The 20662-nt window shown below is 67.2% G+C and carries 19 protein-coding genes; 14 read left to right on the top strand and 5 right to left on the bottom strand.

From position 1 onward, the window contains the following. The first annotated feature begins 20 nt into the window (after positions 1–20). From galT to AD89_RS0104175, 3 genes are all read left to right on the top strand, one after another. Positions 21–1241 (top strand): galactose-1-phosphate uridylyltransferase, encoded by a 1221-nt coding sequence (gene galT, locus AD89_RS0104185; RefSeq protein ID WP_025777357.1) that lies wholly within the window; start codon positions 21–23, stop codon positions 1239–1241. Next, positions 1238–2545 (top strand): galactokinase, encoded by a 1308-nt coding sequence (gene galK, locus AD89_RS0104180; protein ID WP_025777356.1) that lies wholly within the window; start codon positions 1238–1240, stop codon positions 2543–2545. The genes galT and galK overlap by 4 nt, the downstream gene beginning before the upstream one ends. Before the next feature lie 77 nt (positions 2546–2622). Continuing rightward, complete coding sequence (locus AD89_RS0104175) at positions 2623–3510, top strand: alpha/beta fold hydrolase (protein ID WP_231488410.1); 888 nt, start codon at positions 2623–2625, stop codon at positions 3508–3510. A gap of 78 nt (positions 3511–3588) precedes the next feature. Here AD89_RS0104175 and AD89_RS0104170 read toward each other — a convergent pair whose 3' ends face one another. From AD89_RS0104170 to AD89_RS0104155, 4 genes are all read right to left on the bottom strand, one after another. Then, entirely contained in the window at positions 3589–3867 is a 279-nt protein-coding gene (locus tag AD89_RS0104170) for a hypothetical protein (protein WP_025777354.1), read from the bottom strand. 17 nt (positions 3868–3884) lie between these two features. Then, positions 3885–5582: a sodium:solute symporter family protein gene (locus AD89_RS0104165; RefSeq protein WP_025777353.1), complete on the bottom strand. Its 1698-nt coding sequence runs from the start codon at positions 5580–5582 to the stop codon at positions 3885–3887. 149 nt (positions 5583–5731) lie between these two features. Next, complete coding sequence (locus AD89_RS0104160; RefSeq protein ID WP_025777352.1) at positions 5732–6490, bottom strand: DeoR/GlpR family DNA-binding transcription regulator; 759 nt, start codon at positions 6488–6490, stop codon at positions 5732–5734. A 66-nt stretch (positions 6491–6556) separates the two neighbouring features. Continuing rightward, entirely contained in the window at positions 6557–7273 is a 717-nt protein-coding gene (locus tag AD89_RS0104155) for an IclR family transcriptional regulator (protein WP_025777351.1), read from the bottom strand. Positions 7274–7449: 176 nt separating this feature from the next. On the opposite strand from AD89_RS0104155, the gene leuC reads away from it, so the two are divergent. From leuC to AD89_RS0104120, 7 genes are all read left to right on the top strand, one after another. Then, entirely contained in the window at positions 7450–8934 is a 1485-nt protein-coding gene (gene leuC, locus AD89_RS0104150; protein WP_025777350.1) for a 3-isopropylmalate dehydratase large subunit, read from the top strand. Between the two features lie 17 nt (positions 8935–8951). Next, positions 8952–9551 (top strand): 3-isopropylmalate dehydratase small subunit, encoded by a 600-nt coding sequence (leuD, locus tag AD89_RS0104145; protein WP_025777349.1) that lies wholly within the window; start codon positions 8952–8954, stop codon positions 9549–9551. 205 nt (positions 9552–9756) lie between these two features. Then, the gene (gene murA, locus AD89_RS0104140; RefSeq protein WP_025777348.1) at positions 9757–11073 is read left to right on the top strand and encodes a UDP-N-acetylglucosamine 1-carboxyvinyltransferase; all 1317 of its coding nucleotides are present in this window, start codon (positions 9757–9759) and stop codon (positions 11071–11073) included. After that, positions 11070–11843 carry a lysophospholipid acyltransferase family protein gene (locus tag AD89_RS0104135; protein WP_025777347.1) on the top strand — a complete coding sequence of 258 codons (774 nt, stop codon included), beginning with the start codon at positions 11070–11072 and terminating at the stop codon, positions 11841–11843. Before murA ends, AD89_RS0104135 begins: the two co-directional genes overlap by 4 nt. After that, positions 11840–12853, top strand: a complete 1014-nt coding sequence (locus AD89_RS0104130) for an NAD(P)H-dependent glycerol-3-phosphate dehydrogenase (protein ID WP_025777346.1) — start codon at positions 11840–11842, stop codon at positions 12851–12853. The genes AD89_RS0104135 and AD89_RS0104130 overlap by 4 nt, the downstream gene beginning before the upstream one ends. 45 nt (positions 12854–12898) lie before the next feature. Next, positions 12899–13432, top strand: coding sequence for a YbhB/YbcL family Raf kinase inhibitor-like protein (locus AD89_RS0104125; protein ID WP_025777345.1), 534 nt, complete (start codon positions 12899–12901; stop codon positions 13430–13432). Between the two features lie 91 nt (positions 13433–13523). Beyond that, the gene (locus tag AD89_RS0104120) at positions 13524–14639 is read left to right on the top strand and encodes a D-alanine--D-alanine ligase family protein (RefSeq protein WP_025777344.1); all 1116 of its coding nucleotides are present in this window, start codon (positions 13524–13526) and stop codon (positions 14637–14639) included. 46 nt (positions 14640–14685) lie between these two features. On the opposite strand, the gene AD89_RS0104115 is transcribed toward AD89_RS0104120, so the two are convergent. Next, the gene (locus tag AD89_RS0104115) at positions 14686–15210 is read right to left on the bottom strand and encodes a DUF3515 domain-containing protein (RefSeq protein WP_025777343.1); all 525 of its coding nucleotides are present in this window, start codon (positions 15208–15210) and stop codon (positions 14686–14688) included. Positions 15211–15242: 32 nt separating this feature from the next. On the opposite strand from AD89_RS0104115, the gene thiL reads away from it, so the two are divergent. The 4 genes from thiL to rsmD are packed head-to-tail and all read left to right on the top strand — an operon-like array spanning position 15243 to position 20655. Then, a complete protein-coding gene (gene thiL / locus AD89_RS0104110; RefSeq protein WP_025777342.1) occupies positions 15243–16277 on the top strand; it encodes a thiamine-phosphate kinase in 1035 nt (344 codons plus the stop codon). Position 16278: 1 nt separating this feature from the next. Next, on the top strand, positions 16279–17898 hold the full coding sequence (locus AD89_RS19200; protein ID WP_025777341.1) for a DAK2 domain-containing protein: 1620 nt from the start codon (positions 16279–16281) through the stop codon (positions 17896–17898). Then, a complete protein-coding gene (locus AD89_RS0104100) occupies positions 17895–20042 on the top strand; it encodes an ATP-dependent DNA helicase RecG (RefSeq protein WP_025777340.1) in 2148 nt (715 codons plus the stop codon). Before AD89_RS19200 ends, AD89_RS0104100 begins: the two co-directional genes overlap by 4 nt. 10 nt (positions 20043–20052) lie before the next feature. Beyond that, positions 20053–20655, top strand: coding sequence for a 16S rRNA (guanine(966)-N(2))-methyltransferase RsmD (gene rsmD / locus AD89_RS0104095; protein ID WP_025777339.1), 603 nt, complete (start codon positions 20053–20055; stop codon positions 20653–20655). Positions 20656–20662 lie beyond the last annotated feature (7 nt).

The raw sequence follows: 20662 nt of genomic DNA, 5'->3' as shown, positions 1-20662 counted from the left end.
GATAACTTTTGGGAGGTCTGATGCCGGCGTCGCATCAAAGGGCGAACCTGTCCGACGGTCGTGAGATCCTGTTCTTCCAGGACCTCGACTCACCTGCACCGACGATCGCCGCTGACCCCCGGCCGCACGATTCGCGACCCGACAGCGGCACCCTGCGCTTCGACGTCCTCACCGGAGAATGGGTCGCCGTGGCCACTCACCGGCAGACCCGCACCCACCTGCCCGCCGCCGCCGAATGTCCGCTGTGCCCGTCGACGCCCGACCGTCCCACCGAGATCCCGGCCGCGGACTTCGACGTCGCCGTCTTCGAGAACCGCTTCCCTTCCCTCGGGCCTGGCCTCGGTGATGTTCCGTCCCCTCAGGAGGTGGACACCACTTTCGCCGAGGCGGCCGCCGCTTCCGCCGATACCGTGACCTCTGCGCTGTCGGCACCCGGGTACGGACGCTGCGAAGTCGTCGTCTTCTCCTCGGAGCACACCGGCTCCTTCGCAGGACTCGGCACCGCACGTGCCCGCACCGTCATCGACGCCTGGGCCGACAGGACCGCCGAACTCTCTGCCCTGCCGGGCATCGAGCAGGTCTTCATGTTCGAGAACCGCGGGGAGGAGATCGGGGTGACGATGAATCATCCGCACGGACAGATCTATGCTTACCCCTATGTCACCCCGCACACCGCGATCACCTCGGCGCGGGCGCATGACCACCTGCGCCGGACCGGGCGACCGCTGCTCGGCGATGTGCTCGCTTTCGAACGCGAGGCAGGGGAGCGGATGATTCTTGAGACCGATCACTTCTCGGCCTTCGTGCCCTTCGCGGCCCGGTGGCCGATCGAAGTCCACGTCGTTCCGCACCGCCAGGTGGGAAGCGTCGACGAGCTCGACGAGACCGAACGCGACGACCTGGCGCGCGTCTATCCGGAGGTGCTGAGACGCATCGACGGACTCTACCCGAGCCCCACACCGTATATTGCGGCCTGGTACCAGGCACCGGTCAACAGTGCCGACCGCCTGGCCGAATGGCTCCACCTCGAGATCACGAGCCCGCGGAGGGCGGAGAACAAGCTGAAGTTCCTCGCCGGTTCGGAGGCCGCGATGGGCGCCTTCGTCGGCGATGTCTCCGCCGAGGAGACCGCAGCCAGGCTGCGTGCGGTGACCCCGGAACTCCTCGCCGAGGCGGCCGTACCCGTGAGCGCGAACGCGAGCACGGCTTCGGCGTTCGACCCGGAAGGCGATCGTTCATGACCACAGAGACCCCCGAGGCCGTATCCGCGCCGACCCCCGACCACCTCGCCGAGGAGTTCGAAGGCCTGTTCGGGTACCGGCCGCTCGGATCCTTCCGTGCACCCGGTCGGGTGAACGTCATCGGCGAACACACCGATTACAACTTGGGCTTCGTCCTGCCCATCGCCATCGACCGGGCCGTGTACGTCGCCATCGGCCGGCGACCCGCCAACGGTGCTGACGGGCGAGACGTGGACGTGGCAGGGCGGCGCGCCGAGGTAATAGAGGACACGGGAACCGTGGAGCCGCCTCGGCGCGGGGAGAGCATCCGCATCGTCTCCGACCATCGCGATGACACCGGCCAGCGTCTGTCCGGCCAGTTCGCGGCCGCTGACCTCGCGCCCGGTGCCCTGCCCGGCTGGCTGAGCCACCCCGCGGGCGTCGTCGACGAGATCGTGAAGACCACGGGCACGATCGTCGGCGGAGTCGACCTCTATATCGAATCCACGGTGCCCGTCGGTGCCGGACTGTCGTCATCTCACGCACTCGAGGTCGCGGTGCTCATCGCCCTCGACGAGGTGTTCGGCCTCGGTCTCGATGACCGGGAGAAGGTCCTGCTGACACAGAGAGCAGAGAACGACTTCGTCGGTGCACCGACGGGAATCGTCGACCAGGCTGCTTCGATCATGACCGAGGCCGGACATGCGCTCTTCCTCGACTGCCGCGACCTCAGCGCCCGCCAGATTCCGTTCGACCTCGACGCCGAGGGGCTGCGACTCCTCGTCATCGACTCGAAGGTCTCGCACTCGCACAGCGAAAGCGGGTACGGCGCCAGGCGGAGGACCTGTGAGGAATCCGCCGCGATCTTCGGCGTCGACAGCCTGCGGGAACTCCCCGACGACGTCGACCTGAGCGAACTGACCGACGAGCAGCGCAGGCGCGTGCGACACGTCATCGCCGAAAACGCGCGAGTCCGATCCTCCGTCGAACTGCTCGAGGACAACGAGCGATCAACCGGCGACGAACATGACGCGCGCATCCGTGCCCTCGGCGACCTGCTGGTGGCCTCCCACGAATCCCTGGCACACGACTACGAGGTCTCCTGCGCCGAACTCGATGTGGCGGTGGCGGCCGCGATGGGAGCGGGGGCGCTCGGGGCGCGGATGATCGGCGGCGGCTTCGGCGGTTCGGCGATCGCGCTCATCCACGCGGACCGGGTCGACGAAGTCGGCGACGCCGTCACTGCGGCATTCGCCGACCACGGCTACCGGATGCCGGACATCTTCGCCGTCAGCGCGGGTCGCGGCGCTGCCCGTTTCGACTGAACCTGTTTCGACTGAGCCGCTGATTCGGCTGCGGCCGGGCATGCGCACAGCGTTGACCACCCGAACCTCCACGGTTCATGCTGGAACCTCAGATGATGATGGACTCGGAGGGTCGGGGGAGCGGCATGGATATCTGCGACGTCAATGGGGTGAGCCTCGGCGTCGAGGAGTTGGGCGGGGCGGATGCGCCGCTGGTTCTCTGCCTCGGCGCTCCGACGATGCTGTCCTGGTCCGATGCTCTGTGCGTGCAGCTGGCTGCGCAGGGACGCCACGTCGTGCGCTGCGACCTCCGCGATGCCGGGGCCTCGAGCCATGGTGACCTCGAATCACCGGACTACACTCTGCGAGACCTCGCCGCCGATGCCGCCGAACTCGCTCGAGCCTTCGACGGCCGACCCGCTCATCTGGCGGGAATCGGCATCAGCGGAATGGTCGCGCAGGTCGCGGCTCTCGACCATCCGGATGCGTTCTCGGCACTCACTCTCATCGGCACCCGACCGGTAGCACCCGGACCCGTCGACGAGGACCTGCCGGATCATGATCAGGCCACCATGGGTTCGCTCTTCACCCGACCGCAGCCGGATTGGTCGGACGGCGACGAGGCGGCCGAGTTCATGGCCGAAGGAGCACGGATCCTCGGCGACGATCCCGCGGAGGCCCGCGACGTCGCGGCCGGCATCTGGGAACGGACGCAAGGCGATGACCCGGAGTCTTACCGGGCCGATCAGCTGGGGATGGTGTTCTCCCGCCTCGACTGCCGGCCACGCTGGCGAGAACGACTGCCGCAGCTGCGGGTGGCGACGCTGGTCGTGCACGGTCGACGCGATCCGTTCTTTCCTGTCGGCAATGCAGAGGCGCTCGCCCGCGAGATTCCCGGGACCCGCCTCCTGACCCTCGAGAATGCCGCTCGGGCCGTACCGGCCGCGGACGTCCCTGAGGTCGTCGGCGCGATGGCCGCGCTCTGAGCGGATCGGCTCAGACGGGCTTGGGCCGCCTCGGCGACGGTGTCGGTCTGAGCCGATCCCCGAACGCGAGGGCGGGTGTCAGTCGGTGCCGGCCGCGCCTGCGTCATCGTCGGGTGTCTCGACGATCCGGAGCGGACGCAGCCGCGCCCAGATGAGGAAGACGGCCGCGGCGACGACGAGACCGATCCCGGTCCACAGGTTCGCATCGACCCCGCCGGTGCGCTCGGCTTCGTCGGGAGTGAAGCCGACGAATCCGGCGATCGTGAGGATGATGCCGAAGATCGCCAACAGCGCACCGATGAAGTTGCGGACGTCGAAGGCGCCTGCGGTCTTGGTCTGTTGGTTGGAATTGCTCATGGGAATCACGGGCTCCTTCAGCCGAATGTCACGTTGAGGATGATGACGAGCACCAGGGCGACACCCGCGACGGGCACGGGGCGCTTCCAGAACGGCGCTTTCGGTTCGCCGAGGTCCTCGAAGTCGGACTTCGGGGTCTCCGAGTAGACGAGTCCGCGCAGCTCCGCGGCGGGCTTCGGCGTAGTGAACAGGGTGACGATCACGGACAGGACGATGTCGACGACGAACGCCGTGCTGGCAGCGAGGAATGCGGCACCCTGGCCGGGCAGGTCGAGGACTCCGGTCTCAGCGAGGATGAACACGAACACGGCAGACAGTGTGCCGCCGACGAGGCCGACCCAACCGGCGGTCGCCGACATCCTCTTCCAGAACATACCGAGGATGAACGTGGCGAACAGCGGGGCGTTGAAGAAGCCGAACAGCGTCTGCAGGTAGTCCATGAGGTTGGAGAAGTTGCCTGCGATGAGAGCGGTGAAGATCGCGACGACGCAGGCGCCGATCGTCGCCCACCGGCCGATCTTCAGGTAGTAGTCGTCCCCGCGGTCCTTGACCACGTACTGCTGCCACAGGTCGTAGCTGAAGACGGTGTTGAATGCGGAGATGTTCGCGGCCATGCCGGCCATGAACGCGGCGAGCAGGCCGGCGATCGCCACACCGAGGAGGCCGTTGGGCAGGACTTCGCGCATGAGCAGCAGGAGCGCATCGTTGTACGTCACACCCGTCTGTTCGAGCGCGGTCGCCTCGTCGATGGAGGCCGAGATCTCTTTGAACTGCGTCATCTGCGGCACGAGCACCGCGGCGATCATGCCGGGGACGACGACGATGAAGGGGATGAGCATCTTCGGGAAGGCGCCGATGATCGGGGTCAGGCGCGCGGCGTTGATCGACTTCGAGGCCATGGCGCGCTGGACCTCGACGAAGTTCGTCGTCCAGTAGCCGAAGGACAGCACGAAGCCGAGGCCGAAGACGATGCCGACGACCGAGAGCACGGGGTTCGAGAAGCCGGAGAGCTGTTCGCCCGGCCAGCTGCTCAGCTGTTCGGCGCCGAGCATTCCGTCATTGCTCACCTTGTCGACGAGTCCGTCCCAACCTCCGACGCGGTTGAGTCCGATGAGGGTCAGCGGCAGGAGAGCTGCGACGATGACGAAGAACTGCAGCACCTCGTTGTAGATCGCCGCGCTCAGCCCACCGAGGGTGATGTAGGACAGGACGATGGCGGCGGCGACGATGAGGGTGATCCACAGCGGCCAGCCGAGCAGGCGGTTGACGATCGTGCCGAGCAGGAACAGGTTGACGCCGGCGATGAGCAGCTGTGCGACGGCGAAGGACAGCGCGTTGACGAGGTGGGCGCCCGTGCCGAAGCGTCTGCGCATGAACTCCGGAACCGACCGGACCTTCGAACCGTAGTAGAAGGGCATCATCACGACACCGAGGAACAGCATCGCCGGGACCGCACCGATCCAGAAGTAGTGCATCGTCGGCATGCCGTACTGGGCGCCCGTGGCGGACATGCCCATGATCTCCACGGCGCCGAGGTTGGCGGAGACGAACGCGAGAGCCGTGACCCAGGCCGGAAGGCTCCGTCCGGAGAGGAGGAACTCGATGCTCGAGGAGATCCCGCGTTTGGCGAACCACCCGATGCCGAGGACGAAGATGAAGTAGATCGCTATCAGCAGATAGTCGATCCACTGTGCGTCCAAGCGGATTGCTTCCAAGGTTCCTCCATATGCGTCAGTGCACGGTTTCAAAATGCGTCAATGCATGGATGCGTGTGGTGTGTGACACCCGAGTGGACACTTTAGAGGATTGTGAGCCTGATCGCTAGTGATCGAACTTGAACAGTTCTGATCGTTTGCCAGGTTGGTCAGACGACCTCGACCTCGACGCCTGCCTCACGCAGGGCCGCGAGCTCGGATTCCGAGCTCTTCGAGTCGGTGATGAGCTGCTGGATCTGTTCGGTCGGGACGGTGAGCACCGATGAGCGGAGCCCGACCTTCGTGTGATCGACGAGGGCGGTGACGCGTTCCGCCCCGGCGGCCATCGCTCGGTCCGTGTCGGCGACGGGGAACGCCGGAGTCGACAGGCCGAAGTCCGCGGCCAGACCGTTGCCGGACAGGAAGACGGTATCGGCGCGCAGGCCGAGCAGCTGTGACACCGTGCCGCCGCCGACGAAGGCCCGAATGGAATGGCGCAGCAGACCGCCGACGACGATGACCTCGTTGTCGGGGGAGGGGACCATGGCCTCGGCGACGAGCAGCGAATTCGTCACCACACGCAGGCTTGAGCGCGTCACGAGCTCCTTGGCCAACAGCTCGGTCGTCGTTCCCGGCCCCAGGGCTACGACATCGCCATTGCGCACCTGCGTCGCCGCGGCGCGCGCGATCGCCGTCTTCTCGGCCAGCGCCTGCTCGAGCTTCTCCGCATAGCTCGACTCCCGCGCGCTCGATGCCAGCACGGCACCGCCGTGAGTGCGGACGAGCCTTCCCTCCTCGGCGAGCTGATCGAGGTCACGGCGGATGGTCACGGCCGAGGTGTCGAGCTTCTCCGACAGGGAGGTGATGGAGACGGCGCCGTCTCGCTCGATCGTGTCGACGATGATAGTGCGTCTCTGAGCGGCGATCATGGGGCCATAGTACAGACAGCGGGCCCGGGAGAGGATTCTCCCGGGCCCGTAAGAGTGCGGCAGCGCTCAGCCGCGCACGAGTGCTTCGGTCAGCGCACGCGCGGCGTCGATGACCGACTTCGCGTGCAGCCGACCCGGCTGGCGGGTGAGCCGGTCGACCGGTCCGGAGATCGAGACCGCGGCGACCACGCGGTTGCTCGGCCCGCGCACGGGGGCCGACACCGAGGCGACGCCGCGCTCGCGTTCGGCGATCGACTGAGCCCAGCCTCGGCGACGGACCCCGGAGAGCATGGTCGCGGAGAACCGGGCACCGCGCAGGCCCGTGTGCAGACGGTCCGGCTCCTCCCAGGCCAGCAGCACCTGAGCGGCAGAGCCGGCGCGCATCGACAGGGTCGCACCGATCGGCACGGAGTCGCGCAGACCCACGGGGCGCTCGGCCGCGGCCACGCACAGACGCAGATCGCCCTGGCGGCGGAAGAGCTGAGCGGACTCACCCGTCTGATCGCGCAGCTGACCCAGAACGGGCCCGGCCGCGGCCAGCAAACGGTCCTCGCCGGCGGCCGAGGACAGCTCGGCCAGGCGCGGCCCGAGGACGAAGCGTCCCTGCAGGTCGCGGCCGACGATGCGGTGGAATTCAAGGGCAACAGCCAGGCGGTGGGCGGTGGGGCGTGCCAGTCCGGTCAGCGTCACCAACTCGGCGAGAGAGGCGGGGCCGGCCTCAAGTGCGGAGAGAACCATTGCGGCCTTGTCGATGACCCCGACGCCGCTACCATTGCTAGTCATAGGCACCATTGTGCGCGTCTCAGTGGGCGAGATGCAAGTTCGCATTGCGATACGGGCGAGTAGATTTCGAATACGCACTCACTCCAGTGCGCACATCGCAATTCATCGACGCGGTCGTACCTCGGCCCGTCAGGTCTACATCGGGTGCAGAGATCCCTGCACCGGCGGGAGGAACCATGCCACGCACATTGGCCGAGAAGGTCTGGGCCGATCACGTCGTCTCACGAGGTGTTGACGGTGCGCCGGACCTTATCTACATCGACCTCCACCTCGTCCACGAGGTGACCAGCCCGCAGGCCTTCGACGGACTCCGACTCGCCGGGCGCCCCGTGCGCCGCCCCGACCTCACCATCGCCACCGAGGACCACAACACCCCGACGTGGGACATCGACAAGCCGATCGCCGAACCCACCTCGGCCACGCAGATCAACACGCTGCGCAAGAACGCTGAGGAATTCGGCATCCGCCTGCACAGCCTCGGTGACGCCGACCAGGGCATCGTCCACGTCGTGGGACCGCAGCTGGGCCTGACCCAGCCGGGCACCACCGTCGTCTGCGGCGACTCGCACACCTCCACCCACGGTGCCTTCGGGGCGCTCGCCTTCGGCATCGGCACCTCCGAGGTCGAGCACGTCCTCGCCACCCAGACGCTCAGCCTCAAGCCCTTCAAGACGATGTCGATCACTGTCGACGGCGATCTGCCCGAGGGCTCGAGCGCGAAGGACATCATCCTCGCGATCATCGCGAAGATCGGCACCGGCGGGGGACAGGGCTACGTGCTCGAATACCGCGGTTCGGCCATCCGCCAGCTGTCGATGGAAGCCCGGATGACGATCTGCAACATGTCGATCGAAGCCGGCGCCCGCGCCGGAATGGTCGCCCCCGATGAGACGACCTTCGACTACGTCAAGGGCCGACCGCATGCCCCCGAGGGCGAAGACTGGGACGCGGCCGTCGAGTACTGGAAGACCCTCTACACCGACGAAGGCGCGGAATTCGACGCCGAGGTGGTCCTCAAGGCCGAAGACATCGAACCGTTCGTCACCTGGGGCACGAACCCCGGCCAGGGCCTGCCGCTGTCGGCTTCCGTGCCCAGCCCCGACGACTTCACCGACGAGAACGACAAGGCGGCCGCAGCCAATGCGCTGGCCTATATGGGGCTGACCCCGGGCACGCCGCTGCGCGAGATCGAAGTCGACACCGTCTTCCTCGGCTCCTGCACGAACTCCCGGATCGAAGATCTCCGGGCCGCCGCCGAGGTGGTCCGCGGACGCAAGAAGGCCGAGAACGTCCGCTTCATGGTCGTCCCCGGCTCCGCGAAGGTCCGCCTCCAGGCCGAAGACGAGGGCCTCGACGTCATCTTCAAGGACTTCGGCGGCGAATGGCGCTTCGCCGGCTGCTCGATGTGCCTGGGCATGAACCCCGACCAGCTGGCCGACGGCGAACGCTGCGCCTCGACCTCGAACCGCAACTTCGAGGGCCGCCAGGGCAAGGGCGGACGCACCCACCTGGTCTCCCCGCTCGTGGCCGCGGCCACCGCAGTGCGCGGCACCCTGTCCTCACCGGGTGACGTCGCCGACCTCCCGCGGGACGCCGAACCCGTGGAATGGGCCGACGACCGCCTGTCCCTGACCCTGACGCCCGTCTCGGCGAACGACTGAAGTAGGAGGAGACCGCCATGGAAGCGTTCACCACCCACACCGGCATCGGCGTTCCTCTGCGCCGATCCAATATCGACACCGACCAGATCATCCCCGCGAAGTTCCTCAAGCGCGTCACCCGCACCGGATTCGAAGACGCCCTGTTCTACCGCTGGCGGACCAGTGACGACTTCGTCCTCAACGACCCGAACTTCGCGTCCGGCTCCGTCCTCGTCGCCGGCCCCGATTTCGGCACCGGATCCTCCCGTGAACACGCCGTCTGGGCGCTCAAGGACTATGGCTTCCGCGTCGTCCTGTCCTCTCGCTTCGGCGACATCTTCCGGGGCAACTCCGGCAAGGAGGGCCTGCTGGCCGCTCAGCTGGAACAGGCCGACATCGAACTGATCTGGAAGATCCTCGAGAACCATCCCGGCACCCCGATCACCGTGGATCTGAACGAGAAGACCGTGACATGCGACACCGTCACCGTGTCCTTCCAGATCGACGACTACACGCGCTGGCGCCTGCTCGAAGGTCACGACGACATCAGCCTCACCCTGGCCAAGGAAGACGAGATCGTCGCCTACGAATCCTCCCGCTTCGCCTTCAAGCCCACGACCCTGCCCGCCAAGGTCTGAGACTCGCCGAGGCGGCCCACCGCCGCCATCGGACCCCCACCGAGGCGGCCCGCCGCCACGGTCGGACGCGACCTCGGCGCCGGCTTAGGCGAATCGGTGGGATACCGTCGGCTGGGTTAGTCTAGGACGGTGCCCGCCGGAATTCGCGGGCACCGTCTCCGGGTGGAAGCCCGCCCGGATCCGATCATCGGAATCAGGGAGGAACATGCTCGAAGTACGTGGGGGAAACCCGCTGGACGGCACCGTCCGCGTCCGCGGCGCCAAGAACCTGGTGCCCAAGGCGATGGTGGCCTCTCTGCTCGGCGAGACCCCGTCCGTGCTGCGTGGCGTGCCCGAGATCCGCGACGTCGAGATCGTCACCGGACTCCTCGAACTCCACGGAGTCCGCGTCACCTCCGGTCCCGACGGAGACCAGCCCGACGGCGAACTCCATCTCGACCCGGCCGAAGTGGCTCAGGGCTCGATCGTCGACATCGACGCCCACGCCGGATCCTCACGTATCCCGATCCTCTTCTGCGGACCTCTCCTGCACAGCCTCGGCCAGGCATTCATCCCCGACCTCGGCGGCTGCCATATCGGAGACCGCCCCATCAACTTCCACCTCGATGTGCTCCGCAAGTTCGGAGCCGAGGTCGACAAGACCCCCGGCGGCATCATGCTCAAGGCGCACAGCCGCCTGCAGGGAACCAAGGTCGAACTGCCCTATCCCTCCGTCGGAGCCACCGAACAGGTGCTGCTGACCGCGGTGCGCGCCGAAGGCGTGACCGAGCTGCGGGGTGCGGCCATCGAACCCGAGATCATGGATCTCATCGCGCTGCTGCAGAAGATGGGCGCGATCATCACCGTCGACACCGAGCGTGTGGTGCGCATCGAAGGCGTCGACACCCTCCGTGGGTTCACCCACCGCGCCCTGCCCGACCGCAACGAGACCGCGTCCTGGGCCTCGGCGGCACTCGCCACCGGCGGAGACATCTTCGTCGCAGGCGCCAGCCAGCCGGAGCTCATCACCTTCCTCAACGTCTTCCGCAAGATCGGCGGCGAATTCGAGGTGCAGGAGAACGGCATCCGCTTCCGCCATCCCGGCGGCAAACTCCGATCCTTCGCGCTGGAGACCGACGTCCACCCCGGCTTCATGACCGACTGGCAGCAGCCGCTGGTCGTCGCGATGACTCAGGCCGAGGGGCTGTCGATCATCCATGAGACCGTGTACGAGAACCGGTTCGGCTTCACCGACGCCCTGCGTGATATGGGTGCGCAGATCCAGCTCTACCGCGAATGCCTCGGTGGCACCCCCTGCCGCTTCGGGAGGCGGAACTACCAGCACTCGGCCGTGATCTCCGGGCCCACCGACCTCACGGGCACCCGCATCGACGTCCCCGATCTGCGCGGCGGCTTCAGCCACCTCATCGCCGCACTGGCCGCCCGGGGCACGAGCGAAGTCCACGGCATCGAACTCATCAACCGCGGCTACGAGAACTTCCTCGACAAGCTCATCGGACTCGGCGCCGAGGTGTCCGCATGAGGGCTGAACCCTCGCCCCGGGCCGCCCACGAGCCGAAGCCCCTCGTGGCGTTCGACCCCGCCTCGGTGCGCTCGCAGAACCGGGCGGGCACCGTCGCCGCCACGGCGGCCTTCGGACTCATGCGCACGGCCACGAGGATGAGCGTGCGGGGGACCGAGCACCTGCCGCCGGCCGGGACGGGCATCATCGTCGCCGCCTACCATGCCAACCATCTCGACCCGATCCTCGTGGGACTGGCGCTCAAGCGCCACGGACGGATGCCGCACTTCCTCGCGAAGTCGACACTGTTCACAGGTGCCCTGGGCGTCATCCTCAAGCGCATCGGGCAGATCCCGGTGCTGCGTGCCTCGGCGCAGGCCGGGGACTCCCTGGCATATGCGAAACAGGCCCTGGCCAACGGGCAGACCGTCGTCATCTATCCCGAGGGCACCTTGACGAAGGACCCGCAGCTGTGGCCGCAGCACTTCAAGACCGGCACCGCGCGGCTGGCGCTCGAGACCGGAGCCCCGATCGTCCCCGTCGCCCATTGGGGACTGGACACGGTCTACCCGCGCGGGCAGAAGAAGGTCCGCTTCCGTCCCTTCAGCCACGACTCGGTCGTCGCCTTCGGTCCCGCCATCGACTATTCGGATCTGTGGGATCGCCGGGATGAGAAGAAGACGATGGGCGACCTCTCCCAACGAGTGAAGAACACCGTGGCGGCGATGGTGGCCGAACTGTCCGAACGCGAACTGCCGCAGCGTTTCACAGCTAAGGAGTCTGGCGAATGAGCGTCGACAAGATCACCGTCCTCGGAGCCGGATCGTGGGGAACCACCTACGCCGCGGTCATCGCCGACGCCGGTTTCCCCGTCACCCTGTGGGCTCGCCGCCCCGAGGTCGCCGCGGAGATCAACTCCACGCACACCAATCAGCGCTATCTGGGCGAACGGGTTCTGCCCGAGCGGCTGAGCGCGACCGCTGACGACATCGCCGCCGTCACCGATGCCGAGGTCATCGTCCTCGCCGTCCCCGCCCAGACCCTGCGGGAGAACCTCACCCGGTGGAAGCCGCACCTGCGTGAGGGCGTGAAGCTCGTGAGCCTGATGAAGGGCATCGAAGTCGACACCGGCAAACGCATGTCCGAGGTCATCGTCGAGGTCGCCGAGGTCGAACAATCCCAGATCGCCGTCGTCTCGGGTCCGAACCTCGCCCGTGAGATCGCCGACCGGCAGCCCACCGCCACTGTCGTCGCCTGCTCCGACATCACCACCGCCGAGGTGGTCGCGGAGATCAGCGCGAACGCGTACTTCCGGCCGTATACGAACACCGATGTCGTCGGCGTCGAGATCGGCGGTGCGATCAAGAACATCATCGCCCTGTCCGTGGGCATCGCCGACGGGCAGAAGCTCGGCGACAACTCGAAGGCCTCGATCATCACCCGCGGGCTCGCCGAAACCTCTCGCCTGGCCGCGGCCATGGGCGCCGAGGCGCACACCCTGTCCGGGCTCGCCGGACTCGGCGACCTCGTGGCCACCTGCGCCTCGCCCCTGTCACGCAACCGCACCTTCGGGCGCCACCTCGGTGAGGGGATGAGCCTCGAGGACGTCATCGCCCACACCTCGCAGACAGCCGAGGGTGTGAAATCCGCCCCCGCCGTCCTCGCCCTGGGCCGACGCAACGGCGTCGACCTGCCCATCACCGAGGCGGTCTGCGCAGTGCTGAACGGACAGCTGCAGGTTGACGAACTCGCCGGATTGCTGTTGTCTCGGAAACGTAAGCACGAAGGACCGCCAGCCTGAGGCGAAGCCCGTCTCAGGCCGATCGCTGGACAATTAGGAGCACCCATGAGCGCCAACTCACCGTTCTTCAACCTTCCCGAACTTCCCACCTTCACGCTGACGAGCACCGACATCGACGACGGTGGAGTGCTCAGCGGCCCCCAGCTCTCCGGCGCCATGGGCGTGCCCGGCGGTGAGGACGTCTCCCCGCAGCTGTCGTGGTCCGGTTTCCCCGCAGAGACCAAGGCGTTCGCCGTGACCTGCTACGACCCCGACGCTCCCACCGGTTCGGGCTTCTGGCACTGGGTCGTCACGGACCTCGACGCCTCGGTGACGAGCCTGGAGGCCAACGCCGGCGATCCGGCCGCCGACCTCCTGCCCGGCGGAGCCGTGACCCTGCGCAACGATGCCGGCGAACCCCGCTTCGTCGGTGCCGCCCCGCCGCAGGGCCACGGACCGCACCGTTACTTCTTCATCGTCACCGCTCTGGCCGAACCGCTGGGCATCGACGAATCCGCATCTCCTGCCTTCGCCGGCTTCAACATGTTCTTCAAGGGCATCGGCCGCGCGTGGCTGGAATGCACGTTCGAGGTCAAGTGAGCTAGAGTCTTTCAGTCCGCGCACACCTGACCCGCTGTGCGCACCCCGTGCCCGGTCCCAGTGCGCGGGAGTACCAGTTCAAAGGAAACTCATGGCAGACAACGATCACCGGCCCCGTGTCGCAGTCCTCTTCGGAGGCCGTTCGAGTGAGCACTCCGTCAGCTGCGTCACCGCGGCCGGAGTGATCGGTGCCATCGACTCCCAGGCCTTCGACGTCCTGCCGATCGGCATCACGAAGACCGGCGTGTGGCGGGTCGTCGACGACTGGGCGAGCATGCGCTTCGATCCCGACGCCATGCCCGAAGTCACGGACAACGGCACCGAGGTGATCCCTCCGGTCTCCGCCGACGGGGCGCCTCTGCTGCACCGGGATGCCGAGGGCACCTGCACCGAACTGGGCGCGGTCGACGTGTTCTTCCCGCTCCTGCACGGACGCTTCGGTGAGGACGGAACCCTGCAGGGACTGTTCGAACTCAGCGACACCGCATTCGTCGGCTCCGGAGTGTTCTCCTCCGCCGCGAGCATGGACAAGCACTACACGAAGTCACTCATGGCCCACGCCGGAATCCCCACCTGCCCGTGGGAACTCGTGACCGAGACGATGTGGGCCGCAGACCGCGCCGAGGCCGAGAACCGAGTGGCCGGGCTCGGCCTGCCCGTCTTCGTCAAACCCGCCCGCGCCGGATCGTCCATGGGAGTCAGCCGGGTCGCCGAAGCCGCCGACCTCGAAGCCGCCCTGCTCGGCGCCTTCGAACACGACTCCAAAGTCATCGTCGAACCCGAGGTCAGCGGCCGTGAGGTCGAATGCGCCGTGCTCGGTTCCCTCCATGACACGGACCTGCGCGTGTCCGCACCGGGCGAGATCCGCGTGAGCGGAGATCATTCCTTCTACGACTTCGACGCCAAGTACCTCGACCTCGCCGCCGCCGAGGTCACCTGTCCGGCCGACCTCGACGAGACGGTGACGGCCCGGGTTCAGGATCTGGCCGCCTCGGTGTTCCGCCTCTTCGACTGCACCGGACTGGCCCGCGTCGACACGTTCGTCACGGACACCGGAGACGTCGTCATCAACGAACTCAACACCCTGCCCGGGTTCACCCCCACCTCGGCGTACCCGTTCATGTGGGCGCAGTCGGGACTCGACTACTCCGAACTCATCGGCGAACTCATCTCGATCGCCCTGATCGACCACTCCCGCGCGAAGTGAGACGGGGCGCCATATGCGGCGCAATCGCGTCCGCGGCGGGCGGGCTCTAGTCGGTGATGTCCTCCGCGCCGACGCATTCGTGCTCCGGCGGGATCTTCGACAGTGTCGGTGAGATCGCGGCGAGCACATCGTTGCCGGACTCGGCCTTGCGGTTGACGAGCACCTCGACCGCCGGTGTGCGACCGTAGCTGGTGAACCTCCACGTCGAATCGTCGTCGTCCACCGGTTTCGAGATCCAGTCGACCCCGGACACGCTCACGCACTGATCGGTCGTCGGGCCGGGAGGAGTGACTCCGCAGCGCAGCACCGCGACATTCGGATCTCCCCACGCCTTCGTGCCCTGCGAGGAGGTCGTGCGAGCCTTCTCACCCGAGATCTCATCGGGCAGGGTGAGCATGATGTCGGCACACTTCGGATTCGCCGCGTCCTCGGCGGGTTCGACGATGACGGTCCGCGAACACCCGGTGACTGCCAGACTGGTGAGCACCGTGGCCAGCGCGACGACGGTGAGAGAACGGCGACGGTGCGCGGGCCGGGCGCTGCGGCGCGTCGAAGCAGAGCGAGATCTCATAGGACTACCGTATCGCCCGATAACCTGGAGCCATGACCCGACTGTCCGAACTTGGCGAATCACACATCATCTCCCGCGTGCTCACCCGCAATCCCAGCAGCGAGCAGGTGATCGTCGGACCCGGAGACGATGCGGCCGTGACCGCACCGGACGGTCAGCTCGTCTCGACGGCGGACATGCTCGTGGAGAACGAGGACTTCACCCGTGTGTGGTTGGACTGGGGGCAGCTCGGAGTCAAGGCAGCGGCCCAGAACCTCGCCGACGTCTGCGCCATGGGCGCGACCCCGCACGGACTGCTCGTGTCCCTGGCCGTTCCCGATGACACGGACATTGCCTGCCTCGAAGCCCTGTACGCCGGGCTCATCGACGAAGCGGCACGAGCGGGGTCGGCTTTGGACTGCACCGTGCCGATCATCGGCGGGGACTTGTCCTCGTCGCGCCTTATCGTCATCGCCATCACCGCGCTCGGGACGGTGGAGAAGGGCCACGAGATCCTGCGCTCCGGTGCCCAGCCCGGAGACGCGCTCTTTCTGGCCGGGACCGTCGGGCGAGCGGCCGCCGGCCTCGACCTGCTCTTCGCCGGAGCGCGACGCGACACCGTCGGACCTGAGCTGCGATCACTCATTGAGACCCAACTGGCGCCACGGCCCGACTACGGAGCACTGGCCACGATCGGCGCCTCGGCGATGATCGACGTCTCCGACGGACTCAGCCTCGACCTCGCCCGGGTGGCGACCGCCTCGGGGGTGGGAATCGACCTCGAGTCGACCTTGCTCCGCGAGCTCATCGACCCGCTGCTGCCGGCGGCCGAATTCGTGCTCGAGGACCGAACGGCGAGTGGGACAGGCGATGCGAACGGTACGACCGGTACGGCCACGACAACGGAGGACCTGGCACTGTCCTGGGTCCTCGACGGGGGAGAAGACCACGGCTTCGCCGCGTCGGCGCCGTCGCGTCAGGCCCCTGGAGTAGGCTGGCGGAGAATCGGAGCGATCCGCACCGGAGACGATGTCAGCCTCGACGGCACCCCCGTGCCGGCGAGCGGTTTCAGCCATTTCGGGAAGTGACATGAGCAACGCCATCAGCCTCAACGGTCGTCTGGCCGCGCGCTGGGCCCGCCGCGCGGTCGACCGGCTGCGCAAGGAGCGCACCGAGATCGACGAGCTCAACGTCTTCCCCGTCCCCGACGGCGACACGGGCACGAACATGTACCACACTCTGCGGGCCGCCTACCTCGCCGTCGAAGAGCTCACCGGCCCCGTCACCCTCCCACAGGTCGTCGCCGCACTCGCCGCCGGAGCCGGACGCGGCGCCCGCGGCAACTCCGGACTCATCCTCGCCGTCGCCCTGCAGGGAGTCGCCGATGCCCTGGCCGGAGTCACCGTCGCCACCGCCGACGCCATGGCCACCGCCCTGGAGACCGCCTCCGACCGGGCCCGGGCCGCCGTCGCCCGCCCCGTCGACGGCACCATGCTCACCGTGCTCGACGCCATGGCCACCGAGGCCCGCGAACACGCCGACGACGGAGCCGAGCTGATCGACGTCATCGCGGCCGTGCGGGAACGCTCCCGGTCCGCCCTGCGGGAGACCACCGGACAGCTCACCGTGCTGCGCGAGGCCGAGGTCGTCGACGCCGGATCGACGGGAATCGTCGAACTCTTCGACCTCCTCTACGCCACCGTCACCGGTCGGACACCGCAGGATTCGATGCTCGCCGAGGTGGCCCGCGCCCCGAAGATCATCCACGAAGCCACCGCGGATGAACTCGAGATCGTCGCCATCCTCGCTGATACCCCCGCGGACGCGCTCGCCGAGGATCTCGACCGCCTCGGCGGGACCTCGATCGTCATCAACGGGGCCAAGGTCCACGTCCACGTCGCCGACGAGACGACCGCCGCGACCGTCATCGACCGCCTCGGCGAATATGGGATCGCCCGGCTCGATATGGAAGACCTGCGGATGCACGAGCAGGAAGGGGAGACGAAGCTCATCGCCCTGGTCAAGGGCACGGGGCTGCTCATGCACACTGCGCTCAACGGGGCCACGGCGCTGACTCCGGAGGTGGGGGACCTGTTCGAGACGATGTCCGAACTCATCGCCGCCGAGGACCGGGAGGTCATCGTCATCCCCAGCTCCACCTCGGCGCTGAAGTCCCTGACCGGGCTGGGCGCGCATGTCGTGCGCTCCCGCAACGTCGGCACCCTGCTCTCGGCACTGGCCGTCTACGATCCCTTCGCTCCGGTGGGGGAGATCTTCGCGGATATGACCGAAGCCGCCGCGGGCACCAGAGTGGGCACGATCTATTCGGCCGATCAGCTCGCCTCCGACCCGCCGACCGGGATGCTGCCGGCCGTTGCCGAGGACGAAGGATCGACTGCGGTCGGCGTTCCGGGTGCTGGCGCGGGTGGGGGCACGGCTGTGGCGGCTCATCCGGCGCAGTTCTACCGGGTGTTCATCGAAGGCCGCGCGAAGACCCAGAGCACGGAGCTGCGGACCTTGGTCGAGAAGCTCGCCGATCGGCTGCTCGGGGCCGGTGGAGAGCTGCTCACCGTCGTTTACGGACCCGACTGCGCACCCGAGGTGCTCGACCATCTGCGGGACTGGATCCAGAAGTCACATGAGACCGTCCACTTCCAGGTCATCGATGCCAGAGACTCCGGAGTGCTCGTGATCATGGGGGTCGAATGAGGACCCGGCTCGAAGACAACTTCCGGCCGGCCGATCGGAAGAACCTGGCCCAGCGCGGGGTCCATTCGGTCACCGACCTCTTCCGCTTCTTCCCTCGGCGCTACCTCGTGCCGGGGGAGCACACGGAGCTCGGAGATCTGCCGCTCGGTGAGACTGCGATCATCCAGGCCGAAGTCATCAAGGTCGAGACGCGGCGGATGAAGCAGCGGAAAGGCACGATCACCGAAGTCATCGTCCATGACGGAACACAGTCGATGAAGATTGCGTTCTTCAACCAGCACTGGTTGGGGAAGGCGCTGAAGCCGGGACTGACCGTTGTCTTCGGCGGCAAGGTGGAATCGTTCCGCGGGCAGCTGACCTTGGCGTCTCCGGTGTGGCTCAACCGCACCGAGGATGATCATGAGTGGACTCCCGAGGATCTCAACTCGCCGTTCCCGATCTACCCTGCCGTGAAGAAGATCGCGCAGTCCCGGCTGTGGAGTTCGATCAAGACCCTGCTCACCGTCGCCGGGCCCGAGGAGTTCGAGGATCCGCTGCCGAAAGGACTGCGGGACGCTCATGAACTGCCGGATCTGCGCACAGCTCTCGAGGACATGCACCGGCCGCGGACGATCGAGGACGTCGAGCGGGCCCGGCAGAGGTGGAAATGGGAAGAGGCACTCGCCCTGCAGACCGAATTCGCCGCCCGCAAAGCGAAGCTGGCTGACGAGAAGGCGACACCGCTGCTGACCCAAGGCGCGAAGAGCCGCCGATTCGACGCAGACCTGCCCTTCACCCTCACCGCATCCCAGGTCAGGGTCGGTGAGGAGATCGCTGAGGACATGGCTGCGGACCGGCCGATGCACCGGCTCCTCCACGGTGATGTCGGTTCCGGTAAGACGCTTGTGGCGCTGCGGGCCATGCTCACCGCCGTCGACTCCGGTGCCCAGGCCGCCATGCTCGCCCCCACCGAGGTGCTCGCCACTCAGCATTTCCATTCGATTCAGACCTTCCTCGACGAGCAGATGGCACTGTCTCCGCTGCTGTCCGATGATGATCAGGTGACAGTGGCGCTGATGACCGGGTCGATGCCGGCGAAGGAGCGTCGCGAACTCGCCCTCGACCTCGTCGCCGGCAACATCGACATCGTCGTCGGCACGCATGCGCTGCTGTCGGAGTCGACGATGTTCTCCGACCTCGGCCTTATCGTCGTCGACGAACAGCACCGGTTCGGTGTCGAGCAGCGGGAAGCGCTGCGGGCCAAGGGTGGAGACGCCACCCCCCACACTCTCGTGATGTCGGCGACCCCGATCCCGCGCACCGTGGCAATGACGGTCTTCGCCGACCTCGACATCTCGACGTTGGATGAGATGCCGGCCGGGCCGAAGGACATCGCCACCCATGTGGTGCCGATCGTCGACCAGCCTGCCTGGTACGTCCGGGTGCGTCAGCTCATGCGGCAGACCGCCGAGGCTGGGAAGGGAGTCTTCGTCGTCTTCCCGCGAATCGAACCGACGGACATCGAAGATCCGGAATCCGGGGACGTAGTCGGACAGAAGCAGGGCATCGAAGACATCTCACGGAAGCTGTCCGAGACCCCGGAACTGTCCGGTCTGACGTTCGGTCTGCTGCACGGGCGGATGACGACGGCGGAGAAGGACCGGGTGCTTGCGGACTTCGTCGGAGGCGATATCGACATCCTCGTCTCGACGACGGTCATCGAGGTCGGCGTCGACGTGGCGCGGGCGACGATGATGGTCATCATCGAAGCCGAGAACTTCGGCGTCGCACAGCTGCACCAGCTGCGCGGACGCGTCGGCCGTGACGGCAGCTCCGCCCTGTGCTTCCTGCTCACCGAGATGAGTGCTGAGGACGAGAGCTATGGGCGACTGCAGGCGGTGGCCGACACGCTCGACGGATTCGCCCTGGCCGAATACGACCTCGACTCCCGCGGCGAAGGCGATGTGCTCAGCGGCTCCCAATGGGGCGGATCCTCGCTGCGGCACCTGTCGATCCTCCGCGACTCCGAGATCGTGGCCGAAGCGAAGACGATCGCCGAACAGATCGTCGCCGTCGACCCCACCCTCGAGGCGGTGCCCGCGCTCAAGGCCTTCATCAGGCGCGTCCTGCCCGAGGACGACGCGCACTTCATCGAGGCAGGCTGAGGAGGCAGACATGAGAATCATCGCCGGAGCACACAAGGGCGCCAGACTGTCGTCACCGTCGGGTGCGAACACCCGACCGACGTCCGACCGGGTCAAGGAGTCCCTGTTCTCCATGCTCGACGGCTACGGGGTGGTGCCGGCCGCGAACGTCCTCGACCTCTTCGCCGGTTCGGGCGGGCTGGGCTTCGAAGCGATGTCGAGGGGTGCCGCACAGGTCGACTTCGTCGATTCCTCGCTCGCTTCGATCCGCTCGCTGCAGGCCAATGCGGACAAGCTCGGCCTCGACCACTCCGCGACAGTCCACGCCGGGGACGTGCTCCAGTTCCTCGCCGGACTGCCCGGACCGGAGAATCCGGAGTCGCCGGTCTTCGACCTCGTGTTCATGGACCCGCCGTACCCGTTGGGGGAGGACGCTGTCACGCAGATCCTCAGGCGTCTGCGCACACACCTGGACATGGAGTCCATCGTCGTCGTCGAACGTGCTGCGCGCTCGCCGGAGCCGACGATGCCCGACGGGCTCGAAGTCTTCCGCGCGAAGACGTTCGGCGAGACCGCGATCCACTTCGTCCAGCTCGCCGGCGAGGCGGACGACGCGGCAGCTGCGGCGGACTAGAGCACGC

The sequence above is a fragment of the Brevibacterium sp. VCM10 genome (assembly GCF_000583215.1).
GTDB lineage: Bacteria > Actinomycetota > Actinomycetes > Actinomycetales > Brevibacteriaceae > Brevibacterium > Brevibacterium linens.
This window is presented reverse-complemented; position numbering and strand designations above follow the sequence as displayed.